Annotated in this window: 19 protein-coding genes; 9 read left to right on the forward strand and 10 right to left on the reverse strand. The window is 63.7% G+C overall.

Annotated features, from left to right (window positions below):
• Window positions 1-8: 8 nt before the first annotated feature.
• From rio1 to eif1A, 3 genes are all read right to left on the reverse strand, one after another.
• Window positions 9-875, reverse strand: a complete 867-nt coding sequence (gene rio1, locus B208_RS0109210; protein WP_007976541.1) for a serine/threonine-protein kinase Rio1 — start codon at window positions 873-875, stop codon at window positions 9-11.
• Window positions 876-921: 46 nt separating this feature from the next.
• Complete coding sequence (locus tag B208_RS0109215; RefSeq protein ID WP_007976540.1) at window positions 922-1581, reverse strand: nitroreductase family protein; 660 nt, start codon at window positions 1579-1581, stop codon at window positions 922-924.
• A 141-nt stretch (window positions 1582-1722) separates the two neighbouring features.
• Window positions 1723-2007 (reverse strand): translation initiation factor eIF-1A, encoded by a 285-nt coding sequence (eif1A, locus tag B208_RS0109220; RefSeq protein ID WP_007976539.1) that lies wholly within the window; start codon window positions 2005-2007, stop codon window positions 1723-1725.
• Window positions 2008-2175: 168 nt separating this feature from the next.
• Between eif1A and B208_RS0109225 the strand changes: the two genes are divergently transcribed.
• Window positions 2176-2376, forward strand: a complete 201-nt coding sequence (locus B208_RS0109225) for a DUF7470 family protein (RefSeq protein ID WP_007976538.1) — start codon at window positions 2176-2178, stop codon at window positions 2374-2376.
• A gap of 281 nt (window positions 2377-2657) precedes the next feature.
• Here the strand turns inward: B208_RS0109225 and B208_RS0109230 are convergent, their stop codons facing one another.
• Together B208_RS0109230 and B208_RS0109235 are read right to left on the reverse strand one after the other, a co-directional pair.
• Entirely contained in the window at window positions 2658-3338 is a 681-nt protein-coding gene (locus tag B208_RS0109230; RefSeq protein ID WP_007976535.1) for an MBL fold metallo-hydrolase, read from the reverse strand.
• 105 nt (window positions 3339-3443) lie between these two features.
• Complete coding sequence (locus tag B208_RS0109235; RefSeq protein ID WP_007976533.1) at window positions 3444-4421, reverse strand: tyrosine--tRNA ligase; 978 nt, start codon at window positions 4419-4421, stop codon at window positions 3444-3446.
• A 100-nt stretch (window positions 4422-4521) separates the two neighbouring features.
• On the opposite strand from B208_RS0109235, the gene B208_RS0109240 reads away from it, so the two are divergent.
• Window positions 4522-4722: a hypothetical protein gene (locus B208_RS0109240; protein WP_007976532.1), complete on the forward strand. Its 201-nt coding sequence runs from the start codon at window positions 4522-4524 to the stop codon at window positions 4720-4722.
• A 25-nt stretch (window positions 4723-4747) separates the two neighbouring features.
• Here B208_RS0109240 and B208_RS0109245 read toward each other — a convergent pair whose 3' ends face one another.
• The 3 genes from B208_RS0109245 to B208_RS0109255 all read right to left on the reverse strand — a co-directional run bounded on the left by B208_RS0109245 (window position 4748) and on the right by B208_RS0109255 (window position 7669).
• A complete protein-coding gene (locus B208_RS0109245; protein WP_007976531.1) occupies window positions 4748-6751 on the reverse strand; it encodes a DUF460 domain-containing protein in 2004 nt (667 codons plus the stop codon).
• A 104-nt stretch (window positions 6752-6855) separates the two neighbouring features.
• Window positions 6856-7065, reverse strand: a complete 210-nt coding sequence (locus B208_RS0109250) for a hypothetical protein (RefSeq protein ID WP_007976530.1) — start codon at window positions 7063-7065, stop codon at window positions 6856-6858.
• A gap of 13 nt (window positions 7066-7078) precedes the next feature.
• Window positions 7079-7669 carry a DUF3267 domain-containing protein gene (locus B208_RS0109255; protein WP_007976529.1) on the reverse strand — a complete coding sequence of 197 codons (591 nt, stop codon included), beginning with the start codon at window positions 7667-7669 and terminating at the stop codon, window positions 7079-7081.
• Between the two features lie 162 nt (window positions 7670-7831).
• Between B208_RS0109255 and B208_RS24295 the strand changes: the two genes are divergently transcribed.
• The 4 genes from B208_RS24295 (at window position 7832) to B208_RS0109275 (ending at window position 11547) form a co-directional block, all read left to right on the forward strand.
• Window positions 7832-7987 (forward strand): hypothetical protein, encoded by a 156-nt coding sequence (locus B208_RS24295; protein ID WP_007976528.1) that lies wholly within the window; start codon window positions 7832-7834, stop codon window positions 7985-7987.
• A gap of 92 nt (window positions 7988-8079) precedes the next feature.
• Window positions 8080-9411, forward strand: a complete 1332-nt coding sequence (locus B208_RS22970) for an O-acetylhomoserine aminocarboxypropyltransferase/cysteine synthase family protein (protein ID WP_007976526.1) — start codon at window positions 8080-8082, stop codon at window positions 9409-9411.
• Window positions 9408-10586: a homoserine O-acetyltransferase MetX gene (metX, locus tag B208_RS0109270; RefSeq protein ID WP_007976524.1), complete on the forward strand. Its 1179-nt coding sequence runs from the start codon at window positions 9408-9410 to the stop codon at window positions 10584-10586. The genes B208_RS22970 and metX overlap by 4 nt, the downstream gene beginning before the upstream one ends.
• 100 nt (window positions 10587-10686) lie before the next feature.
• Window positions 10687-11547, forward strand: coding sequence for a S1C family serine protease (locus B208_RS0109275; RefSeq protein ID WP_018128832.1), 861 nt, complete (start codon window positions 10687-10689; stop codon window positions 11545-11547).
• On the opposite strand, the gene B208_RS0109280 is transcribed toward B208_RS0109275, so the two are convergent.
• Together B208_RS0109280 and serB are read right to left on the reverse strand one after the other, a co-directional pair.
• Entirely contained in the window at window positions 11463-11873 is a 411-nt protein-coding gene (locus tag B208_RS0109280) for an Hsp20/alpha crystallin family protein (protein ID WP_007976521.1), read from the reverse strand. The genes B208_RS0109275 and B208_RS0109280 overlap by 85 nt on opposite strands.
• Before the next feature lie 115 nt (window positions 11874-11988).
• Entirely contained in the window at window positions 11989-12624 is a 636-nt protein-coding gene (gene serB, locus B208_RS0109285) for a phosphoserine phosphatase SerB (protein ID WP_007976520.1), read from the reverse strand.
• A 101-nt stretch (window positions 12625-12725) separates the two neighbouring features.
• On the opposite strand from serB, the gene B208_RS0109290 reads away from it, so the two are divergent.
• The 3 genes from B208_RS0109290 (at window position 12726) to serA (ending at window position 15906) form a co-directional block, all read left to right on the forward strand.
• Window positions 12726-13700: a prohibitin family protein gene (locus B208_RS0109290; RefSeq protein ID WP_007976518.1), complete on the forward strand. Its 975-nt coding sequence runs from the start codon at window positions 12726-12728 to the stop codon at window positions 13698-13700.
• Entirely contained in the window at window positions 13700-14200 is a 501-nt protein-coding gene (locus B208_RS0109295) for a hypothetical protein (protein WP_007976517.1), read from the forward strand. Before B208_RS0109290 ends, B208_RS0109295 begins: the two co-directional genes overlap by 1 nt.
• A gap of 122 nt (window positions 14201-14322) precedes the next feature.
• Window positions 14323-15906, forward strand: coding sequence for a phosphoglycerate dehydrogenase (gene serA, locus B208_RS0109300; RefSeq protein WP_007976514.1), 1584 nt, complete (start codon window positions 14323-14325; stop codon window positions 15904-15906).
• Window positions 15907-15988 lie beyond the last annotated feature (82 nt).

Genomic DNA, 15988 nt, shown 5'->3' on the forward strand with positions numbered 1-15988 from the left:
GTGGAAAATCAGCGTTCCGACTCGGCGTTCTCCCGAATCCACGCTTCGAGTTCGTCGCCGTGGATGTCGATTCCTTCCCGGCGGAAGAACGAGGCGACGTTCACACAGTCCCGGGTAAGGAACTCGCCGCTGTTCGGGTGGTGGAACGTGACGGCTTGCCCCACGTCGATGATGCAGAGTTCGCCGTTGCTGACGAGGATGTTGTACTCCGAGAGGTCGCCGTGAACGAGGCCCGCATCGAACAGTCGCCGCATGTACTCCCGAACGACTTCGAAGGCGGTCCGTGGGTTTTCGAGTCGCGCGTCCGCGAGCGTCGGCGCGCGACGGCCGTCGTTGCCCATAAACTCCATCACGAGCACGTTCCGCTGGACCGCGATGGGTTCCGGGACGCGAACGCCCGCCTTCCGGGCGCGTTCGAGGTTGGCGAACTCCTTTCTAACCCACGCGAGGACGATTCGCTTTTTGTCCCCACCGAGTTCTTCGAACCGCGGGTCGCCGACGAGGTACTCCCGCATGTCGCGGAAGTTGCTGGCGCTGATACGATAGATTTTGACCGCGACCTCCTCGTGTTCGTCGTCGTCGCCCAGTGCGCTGTAGACGGTGGCTTCCTTGCCCGAGGAAATCGGCCCGCCGAACGCTTGGACGTAGCCGTCCTGAACGAGTTTGTACAGCGCGGCTAGCGTGGCGTCATCGAAGACGGACTGCTCGACTTTGAACTGCTCGGAGTCCTTGATACGTTCTCTGAACTGGTTGAACTCGCGGTCACGCCGCCGTGCGATGCGGTCCGCTTCGGTGTCGGAGACGTCTATCTCCTCCCACTCGTCGCCGGGGGCGTCCGCGTTGTCCGGGTCGAGCAATCCGTACTCCTCGTTCATCTACTTCCGACTATGTGGAGGAACCGTAAAAGGGTGGCCCGTTCGGTTAGTAGGATTCGCGGTGCAGAATTTCGTCCACGGACCGACGTGGGAGTCGGTCCGGTTCCTCGCCGCCGCTCGGGCCGACCGCGAGCAACATCACGGGAATCTCGTCGTCGGGAAGGCCAAGGAACTCCGCGATTCCTTCCTGGTCGAATCCTATCATCGGCGTCGCGGTCAGGCCGCGTGCGTGCGCGGAGAGCATGAGGTTCTCCGCGGCGAGGCTGGCGTTCCGAATCGCGTAATCCCGACCCATTCCGTCGTCGTCGTACATCTCGGCCGTCTGTGCCTTCGTCTGCTGGGCGGTTTCCTCGTCCATGCGGCCCGCGTCGACCCAATCCTCGAACACGGCGTCCGCCGTCTTGGCGTTCGTGTGGCCGACGACGAGGATGGCCGTCCCCGCATCACGGATGTGTTCCTGGCCGTAGGCGAGTTCGACGACTTCGTCCAGTCGTTCGTCGTCCTGCACGGCGACGAACTCCCACGGTTGGAGGTTGTACGAGGAGGGCGCGATCGCCGCGTCCTCGATGAGCGCTTCGAGTGTCTCGTCGGAGATGTCCTCCTCCGGGTCGAAATTGTGACCCGAGCGGCGGGTTTGCAGTCCTTCGATGAGTTCGGGAAACTCCGCGTCGTGTGCGACGTCTTCGGCAGCGAGTTGTTCGGACATACGCGACCGAAGGGACTGGGTAGTTAACCGCACCACGGAAACGGCCGTGATTTCCGATTGGAGTGTGGTAGCAGACGACGCTGAAAACCGCTACAGCAATCGCTCTCGGTGCACTGTCCGACTAAAACGCTCGCCGCCGAATCAGTTGATGTGACCTTCGCGTCGAAGTTGGTCCGCCTGTTGCTTGTCGTAGCGCCACGTGATGTCGGCCTTCTCGTCCTGCCAGTCCCACGGTTCGACGAGTACGATGTCGTCCTCCCGAATCCAGACGCGCTTTTGCATCTTTCCGGGGATTCGAGCGGTTCGTTCCTTGCCATCGGCACAGCGCACTTTCACCCGGTTGGCACCGAGCATGTTTGTGACTGTGGCGAATACCTCGTCGTCGTCCGGCATTCGGAGGTTGTTCCGTCCACTGCTGTCACTCATGTCTCGTCCCCACGTTCGTGTGGTATACCTTTAAATCCGCCGTCCGTGGCTTCGGTCGCACGTGCCGAACACGAACCCCGAGCGGTGGGGGTACGTCGTGGAGACGGAACTCGAGCGCTCGTCTCGCCAACTGTCGGTTTTAAGGCAGTGGCAGACGCAATCCGGCCTATGTTCGACAAACTCGGTGCGAAAGGTATCGCGGGGTTATTGGTCCTCCTCGCCGGAATCAGCGTCATCGCTATCAAGAGCGTCATTATCGCCGCCGGAATAGGCCTCGTTGTCATCGGCTTCGTTCTAGCCGCCTGGGGACTCGTTTCGGGGATGCTCTCCAGTTTCGGCATGGGCGGAATGATGGGCGGATTCGAATAATCAGACGCCATCGATTCTCGCTGGGTCAGTGAATCGTCCACGGATTTCGTCGAGAGAGCTGGTTTCGTGGGGTGTCTCTCTTCTCGAACAGTGAGGTCACGTCGGAGAAGCCAGAGAGTGGTCCGAAACGTACCCTCGATAAACTGATTTTGACGATATCAAATCACCATCGTGACAATAATCGGGACGGGAGTCACAGGTCGGAGGACCGTGTGGAGGGGAGTCGATAACGTCGAGCGTTTCACTCGGTCGAATCCCGAGAGAAGTAATCGAGGGCTCGGTTATCCGACGATACTCGACAACAGGTCGTGGCCACCTTCGAGCGGGGGACCGTGCCCCGGACACGCGTATCGAAACCCCTCGGTTCGGTCGCAGAGCGACTCGATGCTGTCCGTGACTCGCCCGGTGTCGTAACTGGAAATCCGACCCGACGGGCGGAGGCGGTCCCCTAACCCGTACACGAGGTCGCCGAGAAACGCGGCGGAGAGGTCCTCGTGAAGGTAGACCACGTGACCGGGCGTGTGTCCCGGCGTATGATAGACTCGCAAGTCACCGACCGTATCCCCGTCTTCGACGGAACGGATGGGGAGGTCCGGAAGCGTAAGCCGCCGGTAGTACAATCGGTGGAGTGCCTCGATTCCGTGGCGGGCGGTCCACGGGGGAAGTCGATTCCCGGCGACGTACGGTGCTTCCAGCCGATGGACGTACACCGGCGCATCCAACTCGGGAGTCAGTCTGGAGAGCGTCCCGACGTGGTCGGCGTCGTAGTGAGTCAACAGCACCCGGTCGATATCCCCCGGACCGATATCGGCGTCGCGGAGGCTGTCCCGTACCGTCGCTTCGTCGCCGGGCCAACCGGCATCCACGAGCGTAATCGCGCCGTCGTCGACGATGTACGCGTTCGGTTTGTCCCGTGTCCGACAGTCGATGTGGCGAAGGCCGTCCGGTAGGGATGCCGTCATCACACGTGACAAATTCTCGAATCATAGTATAGTTTCTCGTCGAGAACTCCCGAACCGATTTCCGTTCGGCCCGTTACACGCAAAAGGATAGCAATCGAAACCGCGCTACTCGGCCTGTCGAAGCTTCTCGCGGCCGGGTGCGATGAGTTCGTCGAGGTACGTCGCCAACGCGCTCTTCGCGTCGGCGGGGTGTAGTTCGCCGCTCTCCAAATCGTCTTCGAGCGACTCGTAGTCGTCGTATTCGAGGTTGCCGCCGTACTTGTCGGGACGCTCGACGACGACGTTCTCGAAGCGGGGGAAGACGTGGTACTCGAAGATTTGGAGAACGGGATTTTCGAGGTCCCCGTCGGGGTCGCGGGTCGGCGGGCAGAACGCGCCGTTGACCTTCTCCTCGATGTCCTCGGTCGAATCCTCCATCGAGATGGTGACGCCCTTGCTGGAAGACATCTTTCCCTCGCCCGAGGAGAGTTCGGCGATGAGCGGCGTGTGCAGGCAAGTCGGCGACTCGTAGCCGATGCTCGGGAGCGTGTCGCGGGCGAGCATGTGGACCTTGCGCTGTTCCATGCCGCCGATGGCGAGGTCCAAATCGAGGTACTCGATGTCGAGCGACTGCATGAGGGGGTAAACCGCCTGTGAGACCTTCGTGGACTCGCCGCTCTGGATTTCCGACATCGCTCTGCTCGCGCGGTTGAGCGTGGTTTCCAGTTCGAGCGCGTGGAGGTCAAGCACGTAGTCGTCGTCCATCTGGAACTCGGAGCCGAACCGGAACTCGGTGTTCTCCTCGTCCAGCCCGTAGGCGATGAACTGCTCTTTCATCCGTTCCGCCGTCTCCCGAATCTCCTCGAAGGAGCCCTTGTCGTTCAGGTAGGCGTGCACGTCGGCGAGCAGGATGACGACTTCGAAGCCCGCTTCCTGCAAGTCGATGAGTTTGTTCGCGGTGAGCATGTGCCCGATGTGGAGCACGCCGGAGGGTTCGTAGCCGACGTAGGCGCGCTTGCCCTCGGGGTCCTCCGCGAGTTCGCGCACTTCCGCTTCGGTTACCAACTCCTCGGCGTTCCGTGAGATTAGCTCGTAGGCGTCCATGCCCGGAAAAAGAGTGTTGACCGGCTTTAGGGTTGCGTCATCGTGTTACCGGGAATCGCACGTCCCAACAGCCAAGTCGTCCGGGTCGAAATGCGAGGGTATGAACGGAACACGAATCGGCCTCTGGTTGGCCGTCGTCGGTGGACTCGCGTTGTATCCCGCCATTCACCTGCAGGAGGGCGTCTCGACGACGCTTCCCGAGTACGTCTTTCTCTACGCCGCCCTGCTGGCGGTCGGGTTCGGCATCGCCATCTGGGGATTGAGCGTCCTCCGAACGCTGACGGCAGAGTGGACGACGTAGCAAAGGTGAGAGAGAACGAGAGCGGTTAGTTGCCGAACGAGGACGACGACCCGCGGCCGTCCGCCCGTCGCTCCGCCCGGTGTTCGCTGATGAGTTGGTCGAGTTGCTCGGCCTTCTCCTCTTTCTGTCGCTCCTCGGCGCGGTCGTGCCAGTCGTCGATGACGGCTTCGACTTCCGACTCGCGCGCCACGGCGAGTTCGTCTATCTCCTGAATCGTCACCTCGTCGGCGGGGCCGACGGGAATCTCGTGTTCGAACAGCACCTCGTCGGCCGCATCCGAAATCCCGCCCGCCTTGAGCACGACGCGCGGCCCGATGTCGGCCAGTCGCTCGGCGGTCGAACGACCCGCCCCGCTCGCGTCGCGGAGGAATATCACGTCGCCTTCGGCGAGTCCGTAGCTCTCGTGGGCGGCGTCGATGGCGTCGTTGGTGAACTTCTCGACCGGTTTGACGGCGACGAGTCCGGCCTTCTTCTCGGACACGTCGCTGAAGTTCGAATGGTCGAGTTTCCACAACTTCTTGAGTCGGGTGAGTTTGCCCTCCAACTCCTCGATTCTGTCGTCGCGGTCGTCGAGTTCGTCCTCCAGTCGGTTGTTCTCACGCCGGAGACGCGAGATGTCCCGACGTTCGCGGGCGTTCTGGCGCTCCTTTCGACGCGTGTCCGAGAGTTCGGTTTCCAGCTCCTCGATTCGCTCGTCCTTCTTCTCGACGGTCTCGTTCAACTCCGCCGTGTGCGACTGCAAGCGCTCGACCTGCGATTCGAGTTGCTTGATGCGCTTCTCCTCGGCCGAGAGTTCGCGGACCGTGTGTTCGGATTCCTCCGCTTCCGGTTCCGGGTCGTCCGAAAGGTCCCGGAGGACGCTCTCGACGCTCTCGTCGTTCGCCACGACCCGGGCGGTGACTTCCCCGCGACTGATTCCCGGCGGCACCTTGCGGGCGATTCGCCGGAACTGGTCCTCGTGGCTGTCGAACGCGAAGAACGCGGCGGCCATCGCGTCGCGCTGGTGGTCGTTGTCGTAGCCGTCCTCCCGCGTCCGGTGTTGCTTTTCGTCCACCGGCAGGTCGCGTTCGGGCGTCCACCCGGCGGCGTCGAAGCTCCGGCGGAACTTCTCCACGGTTTCCGGCATCGGCGTCACGTCCGCCGCGACGATGACCGGTCGGCCCCGCTCGATTATCCACTCGATGACGTCGGCGGTGTCGGCGGTTCGCGTGCTCAACACGTCGAGGAGGGTCCCGTCCAAGTCGGTCATCGCCACCGCCGTCGTGGTACCGGGGTCGATACCGACGATAACGTGGTCGCGGCGCTTTGCGAGGGGTTCGAACTCGATTCCGTCGCGGCGGAGCCGCTCGATTTCGACCCGGATATCGCCGGAGCGCCGGGACGAGACGGGAATGTCGCCCGGACGGGCGTCCACGTCGAACGTCGCGTTGGAGTAGCCGCCGTACTTCTCCGTCACCTCGCGCTCGTAGTCGAGTCCGGCGCTCCGGAGTTCGGATTCGACCGTCCGAGAGTGTTCTTTCACCGACCCGTGAATCCGGCGGGTGTAGCGGTCCTCGCTCCAGCCGCCTTTTCCGGTCGAGCGCCCGCGGGAGACCTTGACGCGCGTCGTGTCCGTGAACGCCGACACGACCTGCCCGACGTTCATCGCGGCGAGGCGGGCCGCGGCCTCCGCTTCGCGCATCGGTTTCTTCCCGTAGGGAACGCCGTGGCGAGACGCGACCCGTGAAAGCGGTTCGGGTCGTTCCGCGCCAGTCACCTGCACGAGGCGGGTTTCGTCCGGCAGGCTACCGAGGAAGTGGACGAGGGCGTTCTTGTCGGCCGCGAGTTCGTACATGTTGTCCGTCGCCACGAACGTCGGTTCGTCGCGGTCGATGAGCCGACGGAGTTTGCGGTAGGAGACGACGTCGCGGTCCAACTCCTCGCCGTCGTAGACGACCAGTGCGTAAGAGGGAGAATCACCCCGAACGTCCCCGCTTTGGATATCGACACCGAAAACGAGGGTGTCAAGGGCACTCGTGCGCTCGCTCACGGTCCGTGGTAGGACCCGTCGAAATATAAATCCGGCGCGGGTGGTAGCGTGTCGCGTGGAGGAAATCGGCGACGCAAGGTAGACGGTCCCCACTCCGCCTCCCCTCACTCCAGTTCCGCGACGCCGACGTAGACGAGCACGGAGTAGACGAACAGACCGACGAGGAGCGCGAAGGAGAGGAACATCGTCGGGGCGGAGAGATAGCGCGCCGTCCGGTAGGAGAGAACGAGGCGGCCGAACCCGAGGAGGACGAAACTGATGACGGTGAGGCCGAACGCACCGAGTCCGAGGAGCGTGAACGTGCGCTTTTGCATCGATTGTGGCGAGTTACTCGGCACCTATAGCGGTGTCGTTCGCGGGTTCGAAGGCGTAGCTGTGCTCGATATCCACGTCGTAAAACAGCGTCTCGGGTGGCAGTCGCCACAGTCGCCACGACATGTAGACGTCCCCCACCGCACCAGAGGTGTTGACGAGGAGGACGAGATACGCCACCGACGCGACGGGGAGCGGCGCTGCCAACAGCGGAACCGCGACGGCGGTGATGACGACGAGCGGTGCGACTCCGGTGAGGAGATTGTCCCGACGGGTGACGAACTGCCCGAACGCGGCGGTGTAGAGGGCGGGAACGTGCGGTGCGAAGCCGAACGAGACGCGATAGCCCAGCCACCGAAAGACGAGGCCGTGTATCGCCTCGTGGACGACCAGCGTGGCGAGACAGACGAGGAAGACGGCGACGACTCCCGCGAAGCCGAACGAGACGGACCCGCCCTCGGGGGTTCCCTGCAGGAACCAGAGGAGGGCACCGAAGCCGACGACGGAGACGACGAACGCGACGAGCGACGCGAGGGCGAGAAAGGCAGAGGAGTAGCGGAACCGTTCGGGAGGACGGTATCCGGCGGGAGGAGACGGGGCGGTCATTGCGATGAAAACGCGTCCGGAAGGCTTCGCTGTTTCGTACCGCTTGCCACGTGACCGAAACGAAAGCGGCGGTTCGAAAGGGATACGAATCAAAGTTGACAGTGGTTTCATACGACGGACCCCAACCTCGCGGCGGTAAATCGGAAACTGAATTGGCTCTCCGTGGCGGTGCTCCTCCTCTTCGCCATCGAAATCCTCCGCACGCTCGGCGGGAGTATCAGCGTGAGAGGGGACGGCTGGTTTTTCACCGTCACTCTCGGCGTCGTGTTCCTCGTTCTAGCGGTGGTGTTCACGGCCGTGACGGTGAACTGTGAGTAGCAGGCACGAAACCCGTGACACGGAACCCCACGGACAGCAAACGTTGCCGTAACTGCTGGTTATAAAATTCTGGGAGAATATGCGTATTACACATGAGCAACGACGGGTCCCGATTCGATACTCGAAGCGTTCACGCGGGACAGGAGCCGGACCCCGCGACGGGGGCGGTCGCCCCACCTCTCTACCAAACCACGTCCTACGCGTTCGAGGACGCCGACCACGCGGCAGATCTGTACGCGTTGGAGGCCGACGGCCATATCTACTCGCGCTTGAGCAACCCGACCGTCGAGATGCTGGAAGACCGCATCGCCTCGCTCGAAGGCGGGACGGATGCGGTCGCCACCGCCAGCGGCATGGCCGCGCTTGACGCCCTCACGCTCGTCCTCGCCGAATCGGGCGATAACGTCGTCCTCTCGACCGACACCTACGGCGGCACGACGGCCTACTTCGCCCACACCGCGACCCGCCGGGGAATCGACGCCCGTCTCGTGGAAACGCTCGACTACGACGCCTACGAGGAGGAAATCGACGACGACACGGCCTTCGTTCACGTCGAAACCGTCGGCAACCCGTCGCTCGTCACGCCCGACTTCGAGCGCGTGGCGGCCATCGCCCACGACCACGGCGTTCCGCTCGTCGTGGACAACACGTTCGCCACGCCCGCGCTCTGTCGCCCGCTCGAACACGGCGCGGATGCCGTCTGGGAGTCCACGACGAAGTGGCTCCACGGGAGCGGCACCACGGTCGGCGGGGTCCTCGTCGACGGCGGTGATTTCGACTGGAGCGACTACCCCGAAATCGGCGGCGAGAACCCGGCCTACCACGGCGTGAACTTCTCGAAAGACTTCTCGGACGCGCCGCTGGCCGCCGCCGCGAGGCTTCGGTCGGTTCGAAGCCTCGGCAACCAACAGTCCCCGTTCGACGCGTGGCAGACCCTCCAAGGAATCGAGACGCTGCCGCTTCGGATGGACCGCCACTGCGAGAACGCCGCCATCGTGGCGGAGTACCTCGCGGACCACGACGAGGTGGCGTGGGTCGCGTATCCCGGCCTCGACGACCACCGGACGCACGACAGCGCGAGTCGGTACCTGTCGGGGGGCTACGGCGGCATGATCGCCTTCGGCCTCGGGGAGTTCGAGGCGAGCAAGGCGTTCTGCGAGGACGTGGACCTCGCGTCCTTCCTCGCCAACATCGGCGACGCGAAGACGCTCGTCATCCACCCCGCGAGCACGACGCACGCACAACTCTCTCCCGACGAACAGCGGGCGGCGGGCGTCACGCGCGACCTGATTCGCCTGTCGGTGGGAATCGAGGACCCCGCGGACATCCTTGCCGACATCGAGAACGCCATCGAGTCGGCGACGGACGAGGCGGCCGCCGCGACGAAAAACGGGGTGACACGAACAGAGGACTCGACACGATGACCGAACCGACCGACGCCACCGTCGATTCCTCGCTCTCGCTCGGTCCGTTCGAGTTCGAGTGCGGGGAGGAGATTCCCGAACTGGAAGTCGCCTACGAGACCTACGGCGAGTTCACCGGCGACAACGCGATTCTCGTCTGTCACGCGCTGACCGGAAGCCACCACGTGACGGGGGCCGCCGACGGGCAGGGCGAAGGCTGGTGGGACCAAATCGTCGGCCCCGGCAAAGCCATCGACACACACGAGCAGTTCGTCGTCGCCGCGAACGTGCCGGGGTCGTGCTACGGGACCACCGGCCCGGCCAGCACGAACCCCGAGACGGGCGACCCGTACGGCTCCGACTTCCCCGCCGTGACTGTCGGCGACTGGGTTCGCGTCCAGAGACGACTCCTCGACGACCTCGGAATCGACCGACTGCGGGCCGTCGTCGGCGGCAGCGTCGGCGGGATGAACGCGCTCGAATGGGCGAAGCGATACCCGGAGATGGTCGAACGCGTGATTCCCGTCGCCACCGGTCCCCGACTCGACCCGCAACTGCTCGCCCTGTCGGCGGTTGCGCGGCGGGCGATTACCTCCGACCCGGCGTGGCAGGGCGGCGATTACTACCCCGACCACCCGGACAGCGGACTGGCGCTCGCCCGCCAACTCGGCCACATCACGTACCTCTCGAAGGAGTCGATGGGCGAGAAGTTCGGCCGGGACTTCGCCGACAGCGCGCCGGGGACGTTTCCGTCGAACGGCCGAGGAGCGGACGACCGAATCGCCGGATTCGGCCCCGATTCCTACCGCGACGTGGAGAGCTACCTCGATTATCAGGCCGAGAAGTTCGTCCGGCGGTTCGACGCGAACAGCTACCTCCACCTCACGCACGCCATGGAGAACTACGACCTCGCCGCGAACTGCGACTCGGACGCCGAGGCGCTCGCCGACTTCGACGGCGAGGCGCTCCTCATCTCGATTTCTGGTGACTGGCATTTCACCGTCGAGCAGTCGAATCACCTCATGGAATCGTTCGAACGGGCGGGCGTCGAAGCGACGCACCGCTCCCTCCACAGCGACCACGGGCACGACGCGTTTCTCACCGAACCCGAACTGGTCGGCCCGCCGATTCGCCGGTTCCTCTCGTCCGATTCGAGCGACTTCGCGCCCGTTCACGCCAGCCTGTTCGCACAGTAGTTCCCGTCGCGCCACCGTCCCCGTCGTTCAGTCGTGAACGCCGCCGTCCCCGTCGTTCGGCCGTGGCACTGATTAGCGCGCGTGACGTCCAGAGTGCGAGATGGGAACTCGACCGCTTCCGCCGTCTCGCACGCTCACCGTCGCCATCGTCTCCGTGGCTGCCGTTCTTCTCGTCACCGCGAGTTGGGGGGTCGTCCCGTCGTGGGGGACCGTCGCGTCGAACGGAACCGTCCGAGCACAGGGCACACAAGGAGCGGAGCAATCGACGTGCGACTTTTCGAGCCTCTACGACCGGAGCATCGATTCCGTCGTCTCGGTCGGCGTCGAAACGCCCCGGAGCGAAGGCGAAGGGTCGGGGTTCGTCTACGAACTGACCGAGGGGGTCGGCTACGTCGTCACGAACCAGCACGTCGTCGCGCAGGCAACTCGACTCCGCGTCCAGTTCGACCGCGGTCAATGGCGACGTGCGACGGTCGTCGGGGCCGCGCCGAAACGCGACCTCGCGGTCCTCCGCGTGCAAAACGTCCCGTCCTACGTCGAGTCGCTCTCGCTCGCGGAGCAGCGGGCGGAACCGGGACAGTCAGTCGCCGCCCTCGGCAGTCCGCTCGGTCTACAGGGGACCATCACGCAGGGTGTCGTCAGCGGGGTCAACCGGACGCTGCCGTCCCAGCACGGGGCGACGATTTCCGGCGTCGTGCAGACCGACGCGGCCATCAATCCGGGCAACAGCGGCGGACCGCTCGTGAACTGCAACGGACGCGTCGTCGGCGTCAACACGGCGGGAATCGTCGGCGGAGAGAACCTCGGCTTTGCGATTCCAGCGAGCGCGCTCCGCGAGACGGTGCCGTCGCTGGTCGACGGGTCGCGCCAAAAAAATCAGTCCGAAATCTCGATGCGGTCGCCGTCGTCGGTCTCCACCTCGCTGATGGGAAGCCGAACTTCGAGGACGCCGTTGCGGTAGGTCGCCTCGATTCCGTCCTTCTCGACCGGCTTGGGCATCGTCACGCGCTCCGAGAGTTCGCGGGCGCGGCTGAAGTCGTCGCCGGACACCTCGTGTTTCGCGGCGACGGTCAGCGTGTCGTCCGCGAACGCGAGTTCTATCTCCTCCTTCTCGAATCCGGGGAGGTCGGCGACGAGGACGAACTCGCCGTCGCGTTCTTTCAGGTCCACGTGCGTCCCGTGGGATGCTCCTCGGAGTTCGCTCCGCGGGGCGTTCGTCCCCCACATGCGGGAACGCATCTGTTCGAACATTCGGTCCATGTCCTCGAAGGGGGTGTATCGTTCCATGACAATCACCGAATGTATTAGACGCTCGCTGAGATATTAAAGATAGCGAGATGCGGAATATCACGTGTCTCAGCGCCCTACCACCACATCCCCGATATGAAATGACGGCGAACGCTCAAATCGCGTTCTTCCGTCCCAGCACGTCGTCCAGTTCGTCCATGTGCGTGACGATGGTGTCACAGGCGGGCGCGACGGCGGGTTTCGGGTCGAACCCGACGGCCAAGCCCGCGACTTCGAGCATCGGCAGGTCGTTCGCGCCGTCGCCGACCGCGACGGTGTTCACCATGTCGACGCCCTGTTCTTCCGCGAGCGCTTCGAGCGCGTCGTCCTTCGTCCCCTCGATGAGCGGCCCCTCGACCTCGCCCGTCAGTTCCTCCCCGTCGTCGAGCAGTCGGTTGGCGACGATGGTGTCCACCGAGACGCCCTCGCGGTCGAGCGCGGCCTGTACCCCGCGCTCGAACCCGCCGGTGAGGATGGCGACGTGGGTTCCCTTCGCCGAAAGTTCGTCGAGGATTTCCGCCGCCCCGGGGCGGAGCGTCACCTCGGAGAAGGCGTCCTCGGCACCCGCGAGTGACAACCCGTCGAGCAAGGCCGCGCGGTCGCGCAGGCTCTCCGCGTAGCTGAGTTCGTCGTTCATCGCTCGGGCGGTGATGTCGGCCATCTCGTCGGCCACGCCGACCTGTTTCCCGAGGAGCACGGTCATCTCCGAATCCGAAAGCGTTCCGTCGAAATCGAACGCGACTAACGTCATTCGAGTCGTGGTTCACAACCCAACGGTATAAAGTTCGATGCACGTCGGCGACAAACGCCAAGAGATATAACATGTCTCTCGAGACATGTGGTCGTACCTGAATGAGTTCCGATAGTGACATTCCGATAGACCCCGACGGTTCCTCGGGACCGAACATTCCCGATATCGACCTCCGAAGCATCTTCGGCAACACCCTCCTCATCGTCCTCGTCATCGTCCTCATCGTCGCCCCGGTAATCGGGTTCCTCTCGTGGACGCCCGTCGACGAGGGGAACGTCCAAGTGGTCAAAAAGTGGGGTGCCGCGACGGGAACGGTGTTCGAACCGGGAGCCCACTTCATCAACCCGGTTTCGCAGGACACCGTGTCGCTCTCCACGCGACCCCAGTCTTACACCATGTCCAGTCAACAGGGCGAAGGAAACAAGGCGGGTACAGACGACTCCATCACCGTCCTGACGGAGGACGGACTCCGGGTGGACATCGACATCACCGTGCGGTATCGCGTGGATGCGGGACAGGCCGTGAAATTCTACAAGAACTACCGGACGCTCGGGTCCGCGGAGCAGCGACTCATCCGCCCGAGCATTCGCTCCGTGCTCCGCACCGAGGCGGGTGCCCTCCCCGTGACCGAAATATACACCGGAAAGGGCCAGACGGAATTGAAACAGGCCGCCCAGAGCGCCCTGAAGAAGGATTTCGCCCGCGACGCCCTCATCCTCGAAGCGGTCCAGATTCGGAAGGTCAACCTTCCGAAACAGTACGAGCAGGCGGTCGAACAGAAGGAAATCACGAAACAGCGCCGACAGCAGAAGGAGAACGAACTCGAAGTCGAGAAACTCGAAGCCGACCGAAAGAAAATCGAGGCGAACGGGGAGGCGGAAGCGAACCGCATCCTGAGCGAATCGCTCGACCAGAAGGTTCTCACACAGCAGTACATCGACAAACTCGACGACACGGATACGGTTTACATTCCGGTCGGCGGTGACGGCTACCCGCAGTTCGTGCGAAACATCGACGGGTCGAACGGCGATTCGCCGTCGCGGACGTCCACCAACTCGACGAACGCGTCGGCCTGATGACGAACGACGCCACGGCCCGATTGACGAAGTGGGTCCTCGTCGCGGTCGGATTCGCCTCGCTCGCGGTGCTCCTCGGCGTCGTCGTCCGGTCGTTGGTGAGTTGGAAGGCGTTCCTCCTGTTGCTCGTCGTTCTCGTCCCGGCGGTGCTCCTCTCCTATCGTCTCAGTCGGGCGGAACGCGCCTACGACCGCGGGCGGTACGGCGTCGGCCGTCGCGTCGTCACCGAGCGAATTGCGCTCGGTGACGGGGAGTGTGGCGTCTGTGGCACGCACGGCGGGAACGGCGTTCGACGGCGGTTCGTGAAGGAACTCGTCGTCGATGGCGTCCCGATTGCGCTGGTCGAAAGCGGGAGCAACGACTACTGTCGTGAGTGTTTCGCGGCCGAGTCGGATGGGAACGAAAACGATGGAAGCGATGCGAGCGACGAAGCGGTCGAAGCCCACGAAAAAGACGAGACGGAACGGCAGTCCTCCGACCGACGTGAGCGGAATCAGTAGCCACCGACCGTAGCAGTCCCCCCAATGACAACATATTTTTAGAATATAGAATACGAAAATATATTGGCAATCTTCGCTGTGAGAGAAAGGGTTAACGGGTGGGGGGTGCATTCTCTCCAGCAATGAAGGTTCTCGTCACGGACCCCATCGCGGACGCGGGTCTCGAGCGACTTCGTGAAAGCGGATACGAGGTAGAAACGGCATACGACGTAGAGGGCGATGCACTTTTGAACGCGGTTTCCGATGCGAACGGACTCATCGTTCGCTCGGGGACGGACGTCAACCGAGACGTGTTCGAAGCGGCGTCCGACCTCGTTATCGTCGGACGTGCGGGTATCGGCGTGGACAACATCGACATCGAGGCCGCGACCGAAAACGGCGTCATCGTGGCGAACGCGCCGGAAGGCAACGTTCGCGCCGCCGCGGAGCACACGGTCGCGATGGCGTTCGCCGCCGCGCGCTCCATCCCGCAGGCACACGCCCGACTCAAGGGCGGCGAGTGGGCCAAGGGCGACTACCTCGGAACGGAACTGAACGGTAAGACGCTCGGCATCGTCGGCCTCGGCCGCGTCGGGCAGGAGGTCGCAAAGAAACTCGACAGCCTCGGCATGAACCTCGTCGCGTACGACCCGTACATCAGCGAGGACCTCGCCAGGCAACTCGGCGCGGAACTGGTCGAACTGGACGACTGTCTCGAACAAGCCGACTTCCTGACGGTGCACACCCCGCTCACGCCCGAAACCGAGGGGCTCATCAGCACCGAGGAACTCGCGCAGGTCGAAGGCGGGTACATCGTCAACTGCGCCCGCGGCGGCGTCATCGACGAGGATGCGCTCGCCGAAGCGGTCGCCGACGGCGTGCTGGCGGGTGCAGCGGTGGACGTGTTCGCGGAGGAACCGCTCCCCAAGGACAACCCGCTGCTCGACGTGGACGACGTTATCCTCACGCCTCACCTCGGCGCGAGCACGGAGGCCGCACAGGAGAACGTGGCGACCAGCACCGCGGATCAAGTGGTCGCCGCGCTCCGCGAGGAACCCGTCATCAACGCGCTCAACGCGCCGTCCGTCGAGGAGAGTGCGTTCCCCCGCGTTCGACCCTACATCGAACTCGCCGAAACCGCGGGCAAAATCGCCACGCAACTGCTGGACGAGCGCATCGAGCGCATCGAGGTGAACTACGAGGGAGACATCGCCGAGGAGGAAGTCGACCTCGTGACCGCCAGCGCCCAGAAGGGCGTCTTCCAGCCGCTCGAATGGCAGGTCAACGCCGTCAACGCCCCCCAAATCGCGGAGGAGCGCGGCGTCGAAGTGACCGAGAGCAAGACCCGGCAGGCCGCCGACTTCCAGAGCCTCATCACGGTCACGGTCGAAAGCGACGACGGGGAGATAACGGTCGAAGGAACCCTCTTCGCGGACGACGACCCGCGCATCGTCCGCATCGACGGCTACCGCGTGGACGCCATCCCCCACGGCCACATGCTCGTGGCTCGCAATCAGGACAAGCCCGGCGTCATCGGATTCATCGGAACCGTCCTCGGCGAACACGACACCAACATCGCGGGCATGTTCAACGCCCGCGAAACCGACGGCGGCGAGGCGCTGTCGGTCTACAATCTGGACAGCGAAGTCAGTACGGCCGCGAAGGAAGCGCTCGAAGCGGACGAGCGCATCATCGAAGTGCGGAACATCGCGCTGAACGGGAACTGAAAATCGACCCGCGGGCGACGAACCTTTTTATACGGAAACGAGGCCAGCAGTCGGTGTGAGGACCAGTCGAACGAATCTTTGA

The sequence above is a fragment of the Haladaptatus paucihalophilus DX253 genome (assembly GCF_000376445.1).
GTDB lineage: Archaea > Halobacteriota > Halobacteria > Halobacteriales > Haladaptataceae > Haladaptatus > Haladaptatus paucihalophilus.

Bases quoted from the DNA above. Each gene is read 5' to 3' on its own strand.
- rio1 (WP_007976541.1), bottom strand. From the start codon at position 875: ATGAACGAGGAGTACGGATTGCTCGACCCGGACAACGCGGACGCCCCC.
- B208_RS0109215 (WP_007976540.1), bottom strand. From the start codon at position 1,581: ATGTCCGAACAACTCGCTGCCGAAGACGTCGCACACGACGCGGAGTTT.
- eif1A (WP_007976539.1), bottom strand. From the start codon at position 2,007: ATGAGTGACAGCAGTGGACGGAACAACCTCCGAATGCCGGACGACGAC.
- B208_RS0109225 (WP_007976538.1), top strand. From the start codon at position 2,176: ATGTTCGACAAACTCGGTGCGAAAGGTATCGCGGGGTTATTGGTCCTC.
- B208_RS0109230 (WP_007976535.1), bottom strand. From the start codon at position 3,338: ATGACGGCATCCCTACCGGACGGCCTTCGCCACATCGACTGTCGGACA.
- B208_RS0109235 (WP_007976533.1), bottom strand. From the start codon at position 4,421: ATGGACGCCTACGAGCTAATCTCACGGAACGCCGAGGAGTTGGTAACC.
- B208_RS0109240 (WP_007976532.1), top strand. From the start codon at position 4,522: ATGAACGGAACACGAATCGGCCTCTGGTTGGCCGTCGTCGGTGGACTC.
- B208_RS0109250 (WP_007976530.1), bottom strand. From the start codon at position 7,065: ATGCAAAAGCGCACGTTCACGCTCCTCGGACTCGGTGCGTTCGGCCTC.
- B208_RS0109255 (WP_007976529.1), bottom strand. From the start codon at position 7,669: ATGACCGCCCCGTCTCCTCCCGCCGGATACCGTCCTCCCGAACGGTTC.
- B208_RS22970 (WP_007976526.1), top strand. From the start codon at position 8,080: ATGAGCAACGACGGGTCCCGATTCGATACTCGAAGCGTTCACGCGGGA.
- metX (WP_007976524.1), top strand. From the start codon at position 9,408: ATGACCGAACCGACCGACGCCACCGTCGATTCCTCGCTCTCGCTCGGT.
- B208_RS0109275 (WP_018128832.1), top strand. From the start codon at position 10,687: ATGGGAACTCGACCGCTTCCGCCGTCTCGCACGCTCACCGTCGCCATC.
- B208_RS0109280 (WP_007976521.1), bottom strand. From the start codon at position 11,873: ATGGAACGATACACCCCCTTCGAGGACATGGACCGAATGTTCGAACAG.
- serB (WP_007976520.1), bottom strand. From the start codon at position 12,624: ATGACGTTAGTCGCGTTCGATTTCGACGGAACGCTTTCGGATTCGGAG.
- B208_RS0109290 (WP_007976518.1), top strand. From the start codon at position 12,726: ATGAGTTCCGATAGTGACATTCCGATAGACCCCGACGGTTCCTCGGGA.
- B208_RS0109295 (WP_007976517.1), top strand. From the start codon at position 13,700: ATGACGAACGACGCCACGGCCCGATTGACGAAGTGGGTCCTCGTCGCG.
- serA (WP_007976514.1), top strand. From the start codon at position 14,323: ATGAAGGTTCTCGTCACGGACCCCATCGCGGACGCGGGTCTCGAGCGA.